The organism is Sulfobacillus thermosulfidooxidans DSM 9293 (genome assembly GCF_900176145.1).
Taxonomy (GTDB): domain Bacteria; phylum Bacillota; class Sulfobacillia; order Sulfobacillales; family Sulfobacillaceae; genus Sulfobacillus; species Sulfobacillus thermosulfidooxidans.
Window position 1 is genome coordinate 1,077,596 of sequence record NZ_FWWY01000001.1, and the last position, 16,017, is coordinate 1,093,612.

Sequence of the window (16,017 nt, forward strand, 5' to 3'; positions counted from 1 at the left end):
GTAAAAGCGTTCCCTTGGTTTGCGAGGCGTTAGGCGACGACCGCGGGTCCCGCATGAGGCGGCTCATCCGTCGCCGCTTGAGACCGTTTCGCTTGCCAGTAAGGCTCGAGATTCAGATACCGCTTACCCGTGGTCCACACCTCATGCTGCTCGAGCAACAGCGCGCCCACCAGGCGGATCGCCGACTCCCGGTTCGGAAAAATCCGAATCACCCGTTCTCGGCGCCGGATCTCAGCATTGAGCCGCTCGACGCCATTCGTGGTGCGTAATCGCTGGCGCAGCGACTCGGGGAGTTGCAACACCGCTAGCGCGTCCTCGAGCCCGTTCTCCAGAATCGCCACGGCGCGGGGAGCCCGCTCGGCAAAGTCCTCGAGCAGTTTGGTCCACAAGGTGTCGACGGTGGCCCGGTCGGGGGCTTCGAAGAGCGCGCGGAGGCGGCCGTGCAGCTCCTCCTGCACCGCTTTGGGCGCGGCATCGAGGATATTCCGCGTGAGGTGCGTTTGGCAGCGCTGCCAACTCGCCCCTTGGAATTGCTGTTCGATAGCCTGCCGCAGCCCGCGGTGGTCATCCGACACCACCAGGTCGACGCCCGTTAAGCCTCGATCCTTGAGGTCGGTAAACACGGCCGTCCACGTCTGCTTCGATTCGCTATCCCCGATCCAAAACCCGAGAATTTCTCGGTACCCCGCCGCATTAATGCCGGTCACCACACACCCGCTCCGGGACCGGACGGCCCCGTTCTCGCGGATTTTCAAGACCAAGGCATCGACAATCAGGAACGGGTACGGCGTCTCCGCGAGGGATCGGGTTCGCCATTGCTGGACGGCCGCCTCTAAGCCTTTCGCGAGGTCCGACACCGTGGACTTCGAAAATTCGGTGCCACAGAGTTCTTCGGTCACGCGCCGAATTTTGCGGGTTGACACCCCATTCACCACCATTTCCATCAACGTGAGGACGAGGGCTTTTTCATGCCGCTGGTACCGCTCAAAGAGTGTCGGACTGAACTCCCCGTCCCGCGTCCGCGGGACCTCCAGCGTCAACGTGCCGACGCGCGTCGTGAGCTGCCGGCTCCGTGAGCCGTTGCGATATCCGCGCCGGTCTTCGGTCCGCTCGTACCGGTCGGCTTGAAGATGTTCCGTCACTTCGGCTTCTAACACCTGATTTAAGACCTGTTGCAACAAGAGCGCGAAGGCCTGATCCTTTTGTCCGACCAGGGCTTGGATTGTTTGATCATCCAGTGTAATCTGATAATGAGCCATTGCGTGATCCTCCTAAGATTTGTCAGTTGTGTCGCTTTCAAATCTACCAAGGAAACGCAATGGCTTTGAAATTTTTAAGCCCCTTTTACACACAATATCGGACTCTACTCATACTAATCATGTCACCTTTGTGTAAATAGGATAGCTAACTCGCCAGGGAGGTTTTTATGTCCACCAAAACTGTTAGTGAAACACTCAATGAAGCGCCGCTCAATTTATTTCATTTACGTGCGGTTCTTACCGCCGGTATGGGCTTTTTTACCGATGCTTATGACTTGTTCATCATTGGAGCCGCTCTCATTCTGATTAAAGAACAATGGCATCCATCGGCCACAATGACTGGTCTTCTCGGATCTACCGCTCTTATTGCAGCTTTTGTCGGGGCCTTTGTTTTTGGTCGCTTAGCAGACGTTTTCGGACGGAAAAGTATCTATGGATTAGAAGCTGGCTTAATGGCATTAGGGGCTATTCTGTCGGCATTCTCCCCCAATATTTTTTGGCTCATTGTGTTTCGTTTCATTATGGGGATTGGTATTGGAGGCGATTACCCGGTATCGGCCGTCTTAATGAGTGAATATGCCAATGCCAAAGACCGGGGTAAACTGGTCAGTTTAGTCTTTTCCATGCAAGCCTTAGGATTAATTGCCGGTCCTATCGTGGCTTTGACTTTACTCGCTTCAGGTATCCAAGCGGATATTGCTTGGCGGTTGATGTTAGGCTTGGGTGCTGTGCCGGCCTTAGCCGTGATTATTTTACGGCGGCGCATGCCTGAATCTCCTAGGTATGTGGCTCAAGTCAAAGGCAAAACCAAAGAGGCCATCGTGAGTCTCAAAGGCTACACGGGTCAAGAAGCTCAAGCCATCGATGAGATCAATCCTCGTCAAAAACTCAGTTTGGGACAAATGTTGTCACAAGGGCGCTACTGGCTCCTTCTTCTCGGTACCGCCGGCAGTTGGGCTGTTTTCGACTACGCATACTATGGTAATTCCATTTCCTTGCCTCTGGTGCTGAAAATGGTGGCTCCCCATAGTTCGGCCATGACATCGATTGCCTGGTCATTAATCATCTTTGCCGTCGCTGCAGTGCCTGGTTATATTTTAGCCTTCTTGACTATCGATGCGATTGGTCACAAAAAATTACAGTGGATCGGCTTTTTGGTTATGGGATTGGCCTTTGCCACCTTAGGTCTGGTTCCCAACATCACCCACGATGTCCTACCCTTTCTTCTCATCTTCGGATTAAGCTACTTCTTCGCCGAATTTGGTCCGAACACCACCACATTTGTCATGGCGAGTGAGGTCTACCCGACCAGTGTCAGGACCACCGGTCACGGCATTTCAGCAGGGCTGGCGAAGGTGGGAGCCTTTATCGGTGTGTTTATCTTCCCGGTTATGAGTAAAGACTTAGGATTAAATGGGACCCTCCTCATTACCGCCGGTTTCTCGATGTTGGGTATCCTTTTAACTATGCTGTTACCAGAACCCAGTCGGCAAACACTTGAAGATGTCAGTAGCTCCGAGCCACCCGTCCTCTCCAAACACGCATAAAACACCTTCCGATTTCCATAATTGGCCACAAAAAACCCTGAAATCACGGGAACGTGTATTTCGGGGTTTTGATTTTGATCATAATGTCCTAAACAAAACGGTTATCTTTTCAGACGCGTGTACCCATGTATTCCTCATATTTTCTATAGAAGGATTTTTGTTGTCGAACAATGACAGAAAAATACCCCCAAGGAGATTACCCATAATTTCCTTACAATTCTTTTTACGCAAGGCATCGTCCCATATTGAACAAGAAGCCAATCGTATTCTGTCAGTGATTTCGGAATTCATGGGGATCAATACCCTCTTTGTAGCTTTCAATGATGAGAATACCAACTATATTGTCAAAGTAAGTGTCAAATAATATCCACCTTGCGCTGGGAATGAGTTTGGTTTAGATAGGAGACGGTCGGGGCAGCTCTTTCACGCGGGCCGGTCAAGCGGGCAACCAGGGTAAGCAATCGGCTCAGGTCGCGCCGCGGTAATTGTTCGGACAGATATTGGATAGGCCCGAATCACATTGAATCACATTCAAGGCAATCGCACTGCCTTGCGTCCCCCTCGGGTTGCTCTCCACCTTCAGCGGCCCATTTTTCGAGAAACCGCGTGAGAGGTTTCCATTAATTCAGACGATAGGTCACCGTCTTGCTCAAGGGGCACTTCGGAAAGATGTGACGTCGCGGTAGCCAAGCATTGCAAATAAGTGTGAAATCCGGTAATAAATTTTCACCCATAGCGTTTATGGCGTCCGGGATGATATTCGTATAACATAATGAGTGAGTTTATCCGTCCGCTTCAATACAGCCAATTGAAGTATACGCCTATGCGGCCATCAAGAGTCGCGAAAGGTATAATGGAGCCGTTTATGCCGAAAATAGCTGAGTGGGGCCGAATAAGGATTTATATGTATTACCCTCCTAAGGAACACCCACCCTGTCATATACATATTAAAGGGATAGGGTGTGAAGTTTCAGTAGACTTTTTAGGAAATATTTTGAAAGGGATTTCAATTTGCTTTTCTACTAGCGAATGGAAGAATGTGATGAACTGGATTAACAACCATCAAAAAGAATTACAGGAAAACTGTACACGAGCGCAGAATCATAGAAATTTGAACTCTATTCCATATCCCTAGAAAGAAGGTGAAGAGGGTGTTGATGCCAAATGGCTTTAGTCGCCCTCCCGAAGGCTCAAACGGGAATTTACCTCAGGTGATTGCTGTGAGGCCTTTTCCGGAATATCTACTAGTCTTGAAGTTTAAAGATGGAGACCTTCGTGTTTTTGATATGAAACCAATGCTGTGGGGAGAAATGTTTGAACCATTACGTGCTAAAGACTTGTTTAACCAAGTACGCGTAGAGGATGGCACGATTGTATGGCCTAACGGGGCTGATATCGACCCAGAACAGTTATATGAGGAATCAAGCCCACTCTTTCCTCTAGACTGTCTATAAAACGCAACGCGGTGCATACTAGTATTGATGTGGGATCATTTGCCACAGCAAAATCATAAGCGCGTCTCGTGCAGTTAGCATGGGTGAATAAATACGCGCACGCGGAAATTAGATGGTGTGCCGTTAGAATTCCACAATTTGAAAAAGGCTGTCCCTACCCATTTACTTGCGCCCTCTAGTGCCTAGGATGATACGGTATCCGCACGATTTCTGTAAATGCGACTACGGTCCTTCATTCTGAATAAATCAAAGAGGTAAGTTGATTAAACGTTTGCTCTATCCACCATCTTGCCTCTTGAAAAGACAAGACACTCTCTAATGGATCCCAAAACTACCGATACTCTTCACAAAACGCACCATCACCATTCTTCAAACTCCGTTATCTCAACAAGAGCTATTGAACATGATGGCTAGATTGTTGGAGCATGTTGTGCAACTGAAGTGAGCTGCGTACAAGGAGATGTCGACAGTCTCAAACTCATTAACGATACGTGGGGGCACCATATCGGAGATGAGGCCATTTCTCACGTTATCAAACACATCCGTGCCGCATTACCGAACAATCATGTGTTTGCCGGATTGGTGGCGATGAATTTGTGGCGTTCTTACCGCAATGCGGTTCGGACGACGCCCAATCTTTAGCCATGTATATTAGTTAACGCCTTCACCATTCCTCTATACTCGCTCCCAATGGAGAAGACATATCGATAGAGATTACCACCGGCGTGGCCACGACTTCGAATATGGCCCATCTCTGGCAAGAACTGTTGAAAGAAGCGGATAGGGCCATATATCAAGCGTGAACACATCATTCATCGTTGCCTTTTCTATACTAAGAATAACTTACACCCGATTATCCCGCGGCCAACGCCCGGTGCGTTACTGGAAGCTCACCAAGCCTTAATGAGACTGTGAGATTCTCGGTACCGCGCAATAAGCCAACGCGGATTATTGTTCCAACCCCAGCCCTTTGAATCACAGGGATCATGTCTTGCAGTTGGTGCACACGAATTCCGTTGACAGAAACGATAAAGTCGCCAGCTCGAATCCCTGCTTTTGCAGCAGGACTTCCCGGAATAACCCGAACCACCAGTAGCCCCACCGATTGTGAACCCGCTGACTGCACGGTGGCGCCAAGCCATGGACGGCGCACATGACCGTATGCAATAAGCTGTTGCGTAATGCTTTTGACGGTATCACTGGGAATAGCAAATCCGATTCCTTCCACTCCTGTTTGAGCAATTTTGCTAGCGTTTATGCCAATGAGTTGCCCTTGGGCATTCACCAACGCACCGCCACTGTTCCCGGGATTTATTGCCGCATCGGTTTGGATCAGATGATACTCCCATCCGTCGCGAAACATCACCCGATCTTTAGCCGAAATGATGCCTGTGGTCACGGTATGGGATAATCCTAAGGCGTTGCCTATGGCGACCACCAGCTCGCCCGGTTCAATGGTGCGTGACGAGGCAAATTCAATCGGCCTCAAATGGTTCGCATGAATACGGATGACCGCTAAATCCGTGGGCGGATCTTCACCCACGATTTGGGCGTGATACCGTTGCCCATTCGATAACACGACGATTAACGCATGTGCATTGGCCACCACATGATAATTGGTGACAATGTCGCCTTGACGATTCAGGATAACTCCGGAACCGATGCCCTTGGTCTGTAATTGTCCCTGATCGTTTTGCTTGTTTAAGACAATGACCACCGAAGGATCCACTTTCTTGGCAATACTCACCACGGGCCAGTTCAACGCTCTCGGAGTACGGTTTAAGGTCTGATATACAATCAGAGCTCCCAAAAAAACCCCAAAAAGACCAAATAGAAAAGGCGTCCACTCTTTCCGCCGCCACATGCCCATTCCTCCCGTCACGACAGACTATGTCTTAGCCGGACAGGTTATGACGGTACGGTGTGGGACAAAGAAGTATGGACTTGTGTCACTAGAATGGACCCTAGAAATTCGTAGCTTTTAAATCTCGACGCTGCATTAAACCGTTCTATACCAACTCGTCATGATAATTGGTGACAATATCGCCTTGACGATTCAGGATGATACCGAAACCGATGCCATGGGTTTGTCATTGGGCCTAATTACTTTGCTGGTTTACGACAATGACAACCGAAGGATTCAGTTTCTTGGTAATACTGACAACGGGTCAATTCTCGGGATTATGCCTAAGCCGGACAGGTTATGACCCACGGGATGCACTGGGTAACTTTCCGAAGCCCAAAGAAGACGCTTGAAGTCAACCCAACTCACTAGTCCACGCTTTCTGGTCATACAAACCTTCGAAGCACATATTCTCTAACACTCATAATTATACCGCGGGTCGGCATATCTCGGATTACATGATCCTCCAGTATGACATCAAAGATCGATGACTCATTCACACATACCGGGGGCCATCAGTAGCACTGAAGTGCGGATGAATACCGGCCAGTTCTTCCTAGTTTCGAGAGTGCTTACCTACGTGCATTTGGAAGGCATGCGGTTGGCTTGATCAACCGAATTAGTGAAGACCATAGTGCTTGAACAACAGCCAAAATGTTGGAAGAATTGTGGAGAAAAGGACAATATCCCCATTGATTAGGAAAATATTTGTTTCCTAAGCGAGGACGAAGCTCTTCCTGAAATCCGATTAGTTTGGCTGACTTCTCCCAAAATCTAAAAAACAGCGAACGATTTTTGGTCTTTACGAGGATGAGCCCCATGGTATAACGCACGCCCAATATCACACGTTGCGACCTCCGCTGCGAACATGGCTCCCCGAAACACACCGGTCCAGCCCCAACCTAAACTCACCGTCCCAACAGCGATAGCAGCAAAATAGAGGAGAAAGGCGTAATGATCTCGGGATTCGTTGACCAATTCTTGCACACGAGGCGGGCGGCCGGTACCAAGTCGCGTCCCAAAGTGGGTGAGCCATGTTAAAAAGGGCACAATTTTATAGAGTTGGGTGAGAACCAGCCCACCAAGCCATCCATAAACGGCGAGAAAGGCCAGTGCTATATCCCAGCGTGTGACCATGCCACCCAAACGGACTAAAAGCCCCCCCAACACGACCAGCACAAGAAATCCCAGCGGAATCACGGCGTAGCGGGTATTGAGTTCCAAATGGCGCCGCTTGCGCTGACGAAATAATACACGCATATCCCACAAATAGGATACTAAGCCCAGTAGAATCAGAAACCATCCGACCTGGGCAACCACATTAGTCCCAAGCCACCGCGCCACCCACACGGTCATTATGCCAATGCTCGTCGCCACATACGCCGTCCATCCCCAAAGCCCTTGGCGCTCTTCGGAGAGCGTAAACATGGCAAACAGTTTATAAGACACGCCCATAGCCGTGAGCGTCAGCCAGCCTGCCACGCCACCCACGACGTGCGCCGCCAGTCCTCTGCCGCCCATGACTTGTACTTGTTGCGGCGTAAACCATGTCGGCACCGCTAAGGATAAAGCCAAAAACAGACCGGCCAGCACCGTAAGCATTACAAAAAAGAGGCCCGATGCGACAAACCATGTCGAAAGCGTCCACGGCCAAGCCCGCCCCATTGTGACCCACATATTCATCACGGCCAAAACCACACCCACCACGACAAGCGCCCCACCCATAGGTAAAATCCATGGAATGGGTGGAAAAATTCCGCCAGGCACGGTTCCCGGCAATGCTAAAAATCCCGCAATCATGCCGAACAGCCCAAGACTGACCAAAATTAGTGTAAAACCGGATAACACCGGATATGCCAAATCTTTTTTAGTTAAAACTGGGACGAATTGGTGCAAAGCGCCTAACATCACGAGTGTTAAAAAACCTATGGTCGTCAAGTGCACCGCGACTAACACACCCGCATTGCCGATATTCGCAAGAGGACTGGCCCACTTTGTGGTCAAAATTCCCTCGGCTAAAACTAATGATGCCACTGCCACAGCAAAATATTGCATAATCCACCGCGATCCTTGAACTCGTCGCATAGCTTGCCTTCTTTCGTATGTTCAATGGGTCGACACCCACTGGGGCGTTGCCCTTGAATTTAAAGTAATTCAAGAGCAGCACGCGCACCGTGATCACGATCACAAGCACGTCATTCAGACCTTGACATAATGAAATCCAAGACGAAAGAGAGCACGACGACCTTATCGCGAAGGAGAACTCGACATGTCTTTGACTCCTGCCATCATCCTCGAAGCCTTAAAAACGGTGAATGATCCGGAACTGGGATACAATATTGTCGATCTGGGGTTAGTCTATGCGGTAACCATTGAGAGGCAACCGTTCATGTAAAGATGACGATGACAACGCCTGGATGCCCCACGAGTCAATTTATCCAAGAAGGTGCCCGCCAATGTTTGTTAGCCTTACCACCCGAGGTTAACGCTGTGACAGTCGATATTGTCTGGTCTCCACCTTGGGATCCCTCCATGATGACCTAAGACGCGAAAAGTCTTTTGGGACTCTAATCTCGATCTTTATCCACTACGGCAATCCATTGCTGCAGCTTGGCCGCATCGGTCACTTCAAGCATCCCATGGTGCGAATGGATAACGCCATCGCGGGCAAGTGCGTGAATCGCCCGTGTCACGGTTTCCCGACGGGTTCCAATCAACCGGGCGACATCTTCATGGGTCAAATTAATCATGCGTCCCATGCGGATAAACAAGGTCCATATAACCGAAGCGACTTGGTTAACCATTGGTAATCCTTTACGATCGGCGATGGACTCTTGGATGAATCGCAGACGTTCGGCCAACACCCGACTAATTTCAAGGCCAAATGACGGGATCTCTTGATGCAGCCGCAGCACCGTATTGCGTGCAATCCAGCCCATCACGGTGGGTGTTGATAACGCCCGTGCCGACGCAGGATAGCCGCTTTGATCCCAAAGACCTGCAATCCCGACAATATCGCCCAAAATCCACACACCCGTCGTGGTTAATTGACCTTCGAATCCGACGCGCTCCATCGCCACCCGCCCTTCGAGGACAAACCACAATCCTGACGTCGGCTCGCCTTGTTCAAAAACACGGTTGCCCGCCTGATAATGACGCATCACAAGGATCTCGGACAATGTCGATTCCGGAATTAATTGAAGTAGGGGCACATCAGCGCACTTACCAGTCATGGCGTCCCTCCCTATGCCCGATATTATACGCGTCATAAAGCGAGTGGCAATCTGTATAGGCTCAACATCCCGTCCCTTGTGCGCGTGCCCATGGCCGATTGTGTTAGCAAAGGCGATCCGTGGACACCCTTACGCCTTTGCTTCACGTGCCTTGGAAGCGTGTCCTATTGCCACAACTATATTAATCACCTGCGTAGCAAGCAACCCCAGCGCCACAACGCCGCTCGCTGACACCATAGCGCTATAGTGGCCGTCCCATCCGATCAGGCTTAACAGCGCTCCCGTAACCCCTAGAACAGCGACCACAATGGGTTGGCGAGGAGAATACATCATTTGAGCCAAAAAGAAAGCCTTAAACGCAGGACCAGGCAGTTTATTCGATACGACTAAAGCCACCATAAAGGGAATTATCCGGGATTGATAACTAAAGATTAGAATAAGAAACCCCCAAAACGCCATAATCACAGCCAAAGGGTTAAGCCATATCTCTAATACGGAAGACACGAGCAATAGAACCCAAGCGGTTCCCACCCCCACAAACACCCAATCAAATGCCTTCCCCCGCCGTACCGTACGTACAAGCTGCGCGATAGATCCCAACACCGCCCCCATCCAGACTACGGCCCCAAACCGCATGACCAGCGAAGAGGTCAAAAGCGACGCCCATACCATCAGTGTTCCTACTCCCCCTAAAACAATCGGAATAACTGATCGGGTGCGTTCGGATTTAGACATCGAAAACATTGGGTTCAGCTTTAATTGCACACTCAACACTAAAAGACCCAGCCAAGACCCTAGAGCTGTCGCGATATGTACACGCAGCACTTGATATTCAGGCCACCATCCCAAGAAAGACAAAGCCATAAACAAACCCAGCACCCACGTCGCGTTAAACCCCAAAATGGCACCTTGAATGCCTCGATACACACTGACCTGGACTTTCTCGGATCGCGTCATTTGTCCCCATAGCGCCATCGACCACAACACAATGGCAACGGCTAAGATGCCTCCACTTAGCGCCAACACACGCCAGTCATCGAACATCAATCCCCACGCAAAAACGATGACACCGGTGAGATACACAAGAAAATGGAAGACAGTACGGCGAAAAGATAGGGGTGGCACATCAAACACCACCGGAATCCACTGTGTCAAGATGCCTTGAGCCGTCATGGACAAAAATCCTAGCGTAAAAAAGTGAATGGCCATAATCACGTGCGGATCACCTGCACGTCCCAGAGCAATAGGCCGCCCCAGTACGATAACGCCTATCGCCGCCAAGATGAAAAATCCATATCCCGTGCCCATGTAAAGCAACGGCGCCGTAATTCGCGGGGCCTGCGCGATATTGATACTCGGTTTATAACGCGCTGTTTCGGACAAGTCCATCCCCGTTTCCTCCTATTTGACTTTCAAAATTTTAACAATGACTGAATCATCAGGTCCTGCAATGATTTCGTAAGGAAATCCCTCCTCATCAAGCTGACCCAGCAAGAATATCGGTACGCGGTCGTTGTGAATCACAAGGACGGACCCTGTGGGTATAGCCGCCAACGCTTCCCATGTCCGCTGCATCGGTTCAGGTGGCAAAAAACCTCTATTGTCTAAAAACTCTTCTGGTCCTACAACGGGTACGACGGTATCACATTCTTGGCTTGGTGGCATTTCTGTCATCGGCGCCGATACATCCGGGGTAAAGATTGTGATAATCATTCTGCTGGCATGCTCCTGACGGACTGTATAACCACGCCGCTTCATTTGGGAGATTAGTGGTCGCGGACTGAATGTCGACCGCACTACCAAAGATTGTCCAGGTTGTAACGTGTCGACCGCTGTCATCACTGCACTAAATAATCCTAGCCCTTGCTTAAGGAGACTTTTTACTTCAATCACTATCGGTTCCATGGGACCTTTCCTCCCTTCATGCCCTCAGTCTATCTTGTTCATGCCGTGATCATTGTGACAATGATCACGGGACTGGCGGCGGTTCCAAAAGAAACCAGCGAGAAATACTCTATGTTTTCATAATCACCATGAAAGATTCTTGAGACTGCTAAACCTCTCATGGGTTAAGAGGAAAGATGGTTCGATGAGTCGGCAATGCATTGAAATGCATGCAAACAACAGTGTCCAAGAAGCTAGATACATAAAAAGGCAATGGGCTGCACGCCGTCATCCACTCAATCTGTCTATGATCTGTCTATAATGTTACGTACGGTACAAGAGGCTACGCACGCGACCCACAATTCATGAACCCGGTGGGTACAAAATGAATGCGAAAGACATGATTAGGGGAAAAGATCTGCCGAAGGTCATGCATCACAATTGGCTGCAGAAAGGATTCATTCATGGGGGTATGGTCGAGTTTTCGGGGACCATCTCGCTGTTTTAAGTCATTACTGACTCACACTGAACGTTGACGTTTTCTATCATTATCTTGTGTTATTTTTAAAATTGAGGTTAGTTGGCGTTAACTCGTACGCGTGCAACGAAGGAGTGTCCATGGGTGCCTACATCGATCGCCTACGCCTAATCTCCGTGGGTTTAATAACCGCAGGCGCTGTCGCCTATGTACTCACGCTGATTGGAATATCCGCCGTGCCGGCCAGTATGGGATGTATCTCGGCATTCTTCATTTGGGCCGTACTCGCGGAGCATTGGCCTGCAGTTCCCGGCCATTCGTGGTTTGCAATACTTAGATCGCCTTCGATTCCTCAGTCTTAGCCAGAGCTTATTCGTCGGCTGCTGCGAACGGGAAGTCCCGATGCCTTACGTCATGCCCGACAGCCTGTCTTGGAGGCCACGAAACGTCTTGAACGATGGCTCTACCGGACCATTCAATGGAGCGCGTCCCTGGCACTAGTTGTCGTCATCAACGGTCTTTGGCTATTCCATCACCAAGTACCCGTAAGAACCGTATGGAGTCTCGGAATAATGGCCCTTGGAGTTGTAGTGCAAGCAACTTGGCAACTCTGGTTTCTCAACCGGATACGATACATTCGTCGTCACTACGGAGCATCCTAAATAAGAATAATTAAGAGTAATCGACCATCCGGTTCGACTTCAGCTAACTACGATTGACTGTACTCCAACCGGCGTGATGACCGTAACCAAATATTATTAAGGAGTATCAACAAGGTGATCCAAGATACGGAAACGTTCTTCATGAGTTTCAGACCCATCTGTAGCGTTTTCCTTCAAGATTTTGGAGTCGGTCCCCCTAAAAACTTCAGGGCTTGTGGAATGCGGCCGATCCCTTGCGGATAATCGAAAACATTTAACGGGTCGTAGTGTTGCTTGACGTCCATTAACCGAGCAATATTGTCATCGTAGTAGGCCCTGGGCCAATCCACAATATTGGCATCGCAATAATTCACATATGCTCCTCGGGTATAAGGCAGCATCGCCTGCCGAAATGACTCAACCCAATTGATGTGCGCCTCTGCTTGACTATCCTCGGTCCAATAGGCCTGATATTGCACACTAGCCCGTACTCCCCGTCGATGCGGATCGGCAGTGCCATGATTGGAAATCAAACTGACAGCTCCGCCGTATCCATCAAATTGCACCAGAGTCGCAGGACCCGGAGTCTGTGAGAGATGATCGACGATAACCTTTAAGGCGTCATCGCTAAAGGGTTGATATTGGAACGCCGACGTATTTTTAAACTTGGTTATTTCAGATCCATGAGCTAAAAATTGTGGCATATCCGGTTTAACTCCCCCAAAATAATAGACGGCTTCTATGAAGGGAACCGTACGGATAATGATGTCGACCGGAGTGACTTCTGCAATCAGCGGAGAAAGAACTGGAGCAAACGCTTCTTGAGGACCGGTAAACTGCCCGACTACGACAACCTGACCTACCTCTTTTGATGTCAGTTTCAGCAGCGGCACACAACGAAAATCAAGCTTTTCGGGCTCGGCCCAGTTTTGAAATGCCTTAACCACCCTGGGAAGTTCAGCCCATGGCCACTGTAAATAAAAGATGGTGACATCGGCGACTTTATGGGTTTTAAAATAAAAATGGGTAACAATCCCGAAGTTTCCACCTCCGCCACCACGACAGGCCCACATTAAATCTGGATGGTTTTGGTCGTCGACATGCCGCACTTGTCCATCCGCCAGCACCATATCCAATCCCATAACATTATCGCAGGTCAATCCAAACAGTCGACTAGTCAAACCAAATCCACCACCCAACGTCAGACCCGCAATACCGACAGTCGGGCAAGTCCCCGCTGGAATTGTGACTCTGCCTTGATTCCACAGTTCTTGATAGACTTTCAATAATGGAACGCCAGCCCCTATCTTTGCAATTCCGGTTTGCTGATCCAAAACCACCGCATCGATTTGACTAACATCAATAATGAGGCCACCATCAACCAACGAATAGGCTTCATAACTGTGACGGCCGCTGCGGGTGCGGATGGGAATTTGGTGATCGATGGCCCATTTTACGGCTCGTTGTACATCATCTTCGTCCTGACAAAAATTTATATACCGGGGGGTAAATGGCGGAAATCGCCGGTTATAGTCTTGACGTGCATCATCGTAACCAGGACTGTGCATATTCAGCACTAGACCCGTTAAAGTCGATACACCTCCCATAGAGATCACATCCTTTTTGTGATCCATGATATGGAAATACAGATTACTGGCCACCACATTCTGATTGTCCATTAATAAAATCTTTTAGGTGTCTTATGAGGGGGCTGTATTTGGACGGTTTTTCTATAGAAGTTTCGATCTGATATAGGATAATATCTCCAGACATATCCAAAGAGTCTCAATTGAAAAGGTGCCTACTCTTCAGTTTCCTGACAGGAATCAACACCGCGACATCTCACCGTCAAAAAGATTTCGCTCAACGAACGCTGCCTACGAGTCTTTACGAAAGCCGACCGACTCAGCGTAAGCCAAGAGGCGAATCGCGGCACGCAGTAATCTTGGCCCTTTTTGCACAAAGATCAAGAAATAGTTTGATATACTTGATGTAAGATTTAATCGAAAGGAGGCCTATGACATGGTGATATTGATGGGAAATATTTCCTTTCCTTATGACCAAGGACATGTCCTAGAGCCTGGTAACGGGATAGAGTGTCCTTTTCCGGGTTTAGGCTCGTCGGACCGCCACGGGAGGCCTCCTCGCATCCATATGCGATAGCTCCTCATCGGAATCTCGGGCGACCTCAACCCGAGATTCTTTCTTTTGGGGGGAGACTGATCGTGGCCCAAAAGCCAAATAATGCGTTGATCGCGTTTTACTTCTTTACCGGTCTCTGGTCTTTCGATGCGACTAATGGCCTGTGGATTCTCTACTTGGTCCACTGCCACTGGTCCTTATTTCAAATTGGTATGGCGGAAGCAGGATTTCATCTGGTGTCGCTGCTGTCTGATGTACCGACCGGAGCTTTTGCCGATCGGTTCGGTCGACGTCAGAGTCTCGTGCTTGGTTTGCTAATTTGGACCACGGCTCCCGTGATGACGTTCGTATTTGCACCGCTCAGTGTTGTTTTCGGGGTGTTTAGCATATCTCTTGGAGCACTCAGTTGGACATTTATTGGCGGTGCTGATCAGGCATTGCTTTATGGATTGACCCAATCGCAACCACTGAGCTACGCGCGGATCTATGGTCGTTTGACTGCACTGTCCTTAAGCGCGACAGCTATCGCGATTACTGCAGGAGGGTTTCTTGTGAGTCATGGTGGCTGGATATATCCTTATCTGCTCACACCAGCGACGAATCTCATAGCGGTGATACCAATTCTGAGTATACCGGAGCCTGAACCTAAGGAGCCGAAATCCGAAACCCGTGTTTTGACAGCGATACAGCAGGCCGGCCGTATTACGAGTCAGGATGTGACGTTAAGGTGGACCCCTCTGTCAAGACAGATTTTTGACCCCCAAAGTGTGAGACTGGCCTCCTTCCCTTTTGGTTATCATAGGGGACTTTACCCTCCCGTTTGGCGGGGGCCGCTTATTGGCCCGCCGCCAAACGGGAGGCCCAGCCCGAAGGGCTGTCTGTCGGGTCTGACCTGAATCCCTGGCCAACATCTCCACGGGTTTTCTTCCCGTCAATCGGGGTCCGGTGCCGGGAGGGGCGAATACCAGGCGGCGGGGGGGTAGCCACAGGAATCGCGGCAGTGGGCAATATCATTGGCGGGCACCTAGCTTATCGCCATCGTCGTCAACGTTTTGGTTTGGGATTAACCGTCTACGGTTTGGCACTGGTGGGCTTTGGCGTCTTACCGGTAACAAAAGTGGTGTCAGGATACTTGCTGGGTAATGGTGTCGATGGGATAATTGATCCAATCTATGCAGCGGAGTTGAACGAGAAGGCGCCAGAGAAATATCGCGCCACTATCTTGTCGTTGCCAGGAACAGGTTTCAGTTTGGGAATGATAATCCTGTTTCCCTTGGCTGGTTGGTTAATGGCACACGGACAATGGGTCAGCGTGTATGGGACAATAGGCTTGGCATTGTTCTTAATGGGAACCATGGTACTCCTTGGTAATCGACGGAAAACATCTCAGAATACACACCCGATGTCTACAAAATAGCTCTCGCGAAAATCAAAACTGACGTCAAGTAACGCACTGCGCTGCCAAATTAGTCCGCC

The 16,017-nt window shown here is 49.7% G+C and carries 15 protein-coding genes; 8 read left to right on the forward strand and 7 right to left on the reverse strand.

The features are described 5' to 3' along the window. Positions 1-29: 29 nt before the first annotated feature. Positions 30-1,259 carry an IS256 family transposase gene (locus B8987_RS05645; protein WP_084660945.1) on the reverse strand — a complete coding sequence of 410 codons (1,230 nt, stop codon included), beginning with the start codon at positions 1,257-1,259 and terminating at the stop codon, positions 30-32. Between the two features lie 167 nt (positions 1,260-1,426). Between B8987_RS05645 and B8987_RS05650 the strand changes: the two genes are divergently transcribed. The 4 genes from B8987_RS05650 to B8987_RS05670 all read left to right on the forward strand — a co-directional run bounded on the left by B8987_RS05650 (position 1,427) and on the right by B8987_RS05670 (position 4,902). Continuing rightward, positions 1,427-2,806, forward strand: a complete 1,380-nt coding sequence (locus tag B8987_RS05650) for an MFS transporter (RefSeq protein WP_020374967.1) — start codon at positions 1,427-1,429, stop codon at positions 2,804-2,806. 904 nt (positions 2,807-3,710) lie between these two features. Next, positions 3,711-3,941 carry a DUF4160 domain-containing protein gene (locus B8987_RS20220; protein ID WP_423219116.1) on the forward strand — a complete coding sequence of 77 codons (231 nt, stop codon included), beginning with the start codon at positions 3,711-3,713 and terminating at the stop codon, positions 3,939-3,941. A gap of 22 nt (positions 3,942-3,963) precedes the next feature. After that, on the forward strand, positions 3,964-4,260 hold the full coding sequence (locus B8987_RS05665) for a DUF2442 domain-containing protein (RefSeq protein ID WP_020374969.1): 297 nt from the start codon (positions 3,964-3,966) through the stop codon (positions 4,258-4,260). A gap of 441 nt (positions 4,261-4,701) precedes the next feature. Further along, on the forward strand, positions 4,702-4,902 hold the full coding sequence (locus B8987_RS05670; RefSeq protein WP_026040666.1) for a diguanylate cyclase domain-containing protein: 201 nt from the start codon (positions 4,702-4,704) through the stop codon (positions 4,900-4,902). A gap of 211 nt (positions 4,903-5,113) precedes the next feature. Here the strand turns inward: B8987_RS05670 and B8987_RS05675 are convergent, their stop codons facing one another. Continuing rightward, a complete protein-coding gene (locus B8987_RS05675; RefSeq protein ID WP_084660948.1) occupies positions 5,114-6,124 on the reverse strand; it encodes a S1C family serine protease in 1,011 nt (336 codons plus the stop codon). A gap of 813 nt (positions 6,125-6,937) precedes the next feature. After that, a complete protein-coding gene (locus B8987_RS05680; protein WP_020375154.1) occupies positions 6,938-8,248 on the reverse strand; it encodes a hypothetical protein in 1,311 nt (436 codons plus the stop codon). 184 nt (positions 8,249-8,432) lie between these two features. On the opposite strand from B8987_RS05680, the gene B8987_RS20115 reads away from it, so the two are divergent. Beyond that, positions 8,433-8,558 (forward strand): iron-sulfur cluster assembly protein, encoded by a 126-nt coding sequence (locus B8987_RS20115; RefSeq protein ID WP_020375155.1) that lies wholly within the window; start codon positions 8,433-8,435, stop codon positions 8,556-8,558. A gap of 8 nt (positions 8,559-8,566) precedes the next feature. Next, entirely contained in the window at positions 8,567-8,707 is a 141-nt protein-coding gene (locus B8987_RS20120; protein ID WP_278281269.1) for a metal-sulfur cluster assembly factor, read from the forward strand. A 23-nt stretch (positions 8,708-8,730) separates the two neighbouring features. Here B8987_RS20120 and B8987_RS05690 read toward each other — a convergent pair whose 3' ends face one another. From B8987_RS05690 to B8987_RS05705, 4 genes are all read right to left on the reverse strand, one after another. Further along, the gene (locus tag B8987_RS05690; protein ID WP_020375157.1) at positions 8,731-9,396 is read right to left on the reverse strand and encodes a Crp/Fnr family transcriptional regulator; all 666 of its coding nucleotides are present in this window, start codon (positions 9,394-9,396) and stop codon (positions 8,731-8,733) included. 129 nt (positions 9,397-9,525) lie between these two features. Next, complete coding sequence (locus B8987_RS05695; protein WP_084660949.1) at positions 9,526-10,785, reverse strand: hypothetical protein; 1,260 nt, start codon at positions 10,783-10,785, stop codon at positions 9,526-9,528. 12 nt (positions 10,786-10,797) lie between these two features. Further along, positions 10,798-11,301, reverse strand: coding sequence for a DUF2249 domain-containing protein (locus tag B8987_RS05700; RefSeq protein WP_020375159.1), 504 nt, complete (start codon positions 11,299-11,301; stop codon positions 10,798-10,800). A 1,292-nt stretch (positions 11,302-12,593) separates the two neighbouring features. After that, positions 12,594-14,006 carry an FAD-binding oxidoreductase gene (locus B8987_RS05705; protein WP_051005442.1) on the reverse strand — a complete coding sequence of 471 codons (1,413 nt, stop codon included), beginning with the start codon at positions 14,004-14,006 and terminating at the stop codon, positions 12,594-12,596. 618 nt (positions 14,007-14,624) lie between these two features. Here B8987_RS05705 and B8987_RS05710 point away from each other — a divergent pair. Both B8987_RS05710 and B8987_RS05715 read left to right on the forward strand, forming a co-directional pair. Then, entirely contained in the window at positions 14,625-15,437 is an 813-nt protein-coding gene (locus B8987_RS05710) for an MFS transporter (RefSeq protein ID WP_176213154.1), read from the forward strand. Positions 15,438-15,541: 104 nt separating this feature from the next. Next, a complete protein-coding gene (locus B8987_RS05715; RefSeq protein WP_020375164.1) occupies positions 15,542-15,958 on the forward strand; it encodes an MFS transporter in 417 nt (138 codons plus the stop codon). The last annotated feature ends 59 nt before the right edge of the window (positions 15,959-16,017 follow it).

Excerpts from the sequence above, each read along its gene's own strand:
- B8987_RS05645 (WP_084660945.1), bottom strand. The coding sequence starts at position 1,259 with ATGGCTCATTATCAGATTACACTGGATGATCAAACAATCCAAGCCCTG.
- B8987_RS05675 (WP_084660948.1), bottom strand. The coding sequence starts at position 6,124 with ATGTGGCGGCGGAAAGAGTGGACGCCTTTTCTATTTGGTCTTTTTGGG.
- B8987_RS05690 (WP_020375157.1), bottom strand. The coding sequence starts at position 9,396 with ATGACTGGTAAGTGCGCTGATGTGCCCCTACTTCAATTAATTCCGGAA.
- B8987_RS05650 (WP_020374967.1), top strand. The coding sequence starts at position 1,427 with ATGTCCACCAAAACTGTTAGTGAAACACTCAATGAAGCGCCGCTCAAT.
- B8987_RS05680 (WP_020375154.1), bottom strand. The coding sequence starts at position 8,248 with ATGCGACGAGTTCAAGGATCGCGGTGGATTATGCAATATTTTGCTGTG.
- B8987_RS20115 (WP_020375155.1), top strand. The coding sequence starts at position 8,433 with ATGTCTTTGACTCCTGCCATCATCCTCGAAGCCTTAAAAACGGTGAAT.
- B8987_RS05695 (WP_084660949.1), bottom strand. The coding sequence starts at position 10,785 with ATGGACTTGTCCGAAACAGCGCGTTATAAACCGAGTATCAATATCGCG.
- B8987_RS05705 (WP_051005442.1), bottom strand. The coding sequence starts at position 14,006 with ATGGGAGGTGTATCGACTTTAACGGGTCTAGTGCTGAATATGCACAGT.
- B8987_RS20220 (WP_423219116.1), top strand. The coding sequence starts at position 3,711 with ATGTATTACCCTCCTAAGGAACACCCACCCTGTCATATACATATTAAA.
- B8987_RS05700 (WP_020375159.1), bottom strand. The coding sequence starts at position 11,301 with ATGGAACCGATAGTGATTGAAGTAAAAAGTCTCCTTAAGCAAGGGCTA.
- B8987_RS05665 (WP_020374969.1), top strand. The coding sequence starts at position 3,964 with ATGCCAAATGGCTTTAGTCGCCCTCCCGAAGGCTCAAACGGGAATTTA.
- B8987_RS20120 (WP_278281269.1), top strand. The coding sequence starts at position 8,567 with ATGACAACGCCTGGATGCCCCACGAGTCAATTTATCCAAGAAGGTGCC.